3 protein-coding genes are annotated in these 1,573 nt (G+C 68.7%); all 3 read left to right on the plus strand.

Annotation, left to right across the window (positions count from 1 at the left end; all coding sequences use genetic code 11):
* The first annotated feature begins 91 nt into the window (after positions 1–91).
* Positions 92–709, plus strand: a complete 618-nt coding sequence (gene folE, locus MBTS_RS22945) for a GTP cyclohydrolase I FolE (protein ID WP_244973630.1) — start codon at positions 92–94, stop codon at positions 707–709.
* Positions 710–726: 17 nt separating this feature from the next.
* Positions 727–1,167 (plus strand): phosphoribosyl-AMP cyclohydrolase, encoded by a 441-nt coding sequence (hisI, locus tag MBTS_RS22950; protein ID WP_210322930.1) that lies wholly within the window; start codon positions 727–729, stop codon positions 1,165–1,167.
* Between the two features lie 47 nt (positions 1,168–1,214).
* Positions 1,215–1,573, plus strand: a 359-nt coding sequence (locus tag MBTS_RS22955) for a patatin-like phospholipase family protein (protein WP_192216573.1), incomplete at its 3' end; no start/stop codon positions are given.

A 1,573-nucleotide genomic window follows, 5' to 3' on the forward strand; every position in this document is an offset into this window, starting at 1 on the left:
TGACCCCGCATCTAGCTCTCACCTCTTCGTTTTACCGGCAGCTTCAGATGGTATAAAGGAACCGGTGGAGGCCCCCGCCGAGGTCGCCCCCCTGCCCGCTTCGGCCAAGCGCGTGCCCGATGCCGTGGCCACCGGCCGCCCGAGCCGGGAGGAGGCCGAGGCCGCCGTGCGCACCCTGCTGCGCTGGGCCGGTGACGACCCGAGCCGCGAGGGTCTCAAGGACACGCCCGCCCGTGTGGCGAAGGCCTATGGCCAGCTCTTCGGCGGCTACGAGCAGGATGCCGATGCCCTGCTCGAGCGCGTGTTCGAAGAGGTCGAGGGCTATTCCGACATCGTCCTCGTGCGCGACATCCCGTTCTATTCCCATTGCGAGCACCACATGGTGCCGTTCATGGGCCTCGCTCATATCGCCTATTACCCCACCAAGGGCGTGGTCGGCCTGTCGAAGCTCGCCCGCGTGGTCGACACCTTCGCCCGCCGCCTGCAGACGCAGGAGACCATGACGGCCCAGATCGCCGACGTGATCGAGAGCATCCTCAAGCCGCGCGGCATCGCCGTGATGGTGGAGGCCGAGCATCTCTGCATGGCCATGCGCGGCGTGCAGAAGGCCGGCGTCTCCACCCTGACCACGCAGTTCCGCGGCGTGTTCAAGGACGATGCCAACGAGCAGGTCCGGTTCCTGACCCTCGTCCGCAACAACAAGAACTGACGCGGGCATTCCACGCGATGACGGTGAGCCAAGCTTCCGCCGTGCCCGGTGGGTTCTCCCTGCCCGGTTCGCGCAAGGATGTGGAGGAAGGCGGAACGCTGACCCCGCGCTTCGACGCGAACGGTCTCGTCGCCTGCATCGCCGTCGACGCCCATGACGGCCGGGTCCTGATGCTCGCCCACATGAACGCCGAATCCCTGCGGCTCACCCTCGAGACCGGCGAGGCCTGGTACTGGTCGCGCTCGCGGAGCGAGCTCTGGCACAAGGGCGCCACGAGCGGACAGGTCCAGCGCGTCGTCGAGATGCGGGTCGATTGCGACCAAGACGCGCTCCTGATCTCGGTGGAGGTCGGGGGCGACGGCGGATGTTGCCATACCGGGCGACGCTCCTGCTTCTACCGCGCCGTCTCCCTCGATCCGGTATCCGGCGAGGCCCTGCTCGGACCCGCCGGGCCGTGACCTGGGATGGGCTGTCCTTTCGCGGGGTCGCCCTCTACCGCCAGGGCATGCTGTCTACCCTGTCGCAGAAGCCGGTCTTTCCACGGGGCAATGTCGAGCCCGTGGCCGAACAGCCGCCGCCGCGACCGCGAATCGGCCTCGCTCTGGGCGGCGGTTCCGCGCGGGGCTGGGCGCATATCGGCGTCATCGAGGTGCTGGAAGAGGCCGGCATCCACCCCGACATGGTGGCCGGCTGCTCCATCGGTGCCGTCGTGGGGGGATGCTACGCCGCCGGCAAGCTCGATCTGCTCAAGGATTTCGCCCTGTCGCTGACGCGGCGGCGGGTCATGGGGCTCCTCGACCTGCGCCTGGGGTCTGGCCTCATCGCCGGCGAGCGGTTGAAGCGCCGCCTCGAAGGCGATCTCGG

This window comes from Methylobacterium bullatum (assembly GCF_014845095.1).
In the GTDB taxonomy this organism is placed as follows: domain Bacteria; phylum Pseudomonadota; class Alphaproteobacteria; order Rhizobiales; family Beijerinckiaceae; genus Methylobacterium; species Methylobacterium bullatum.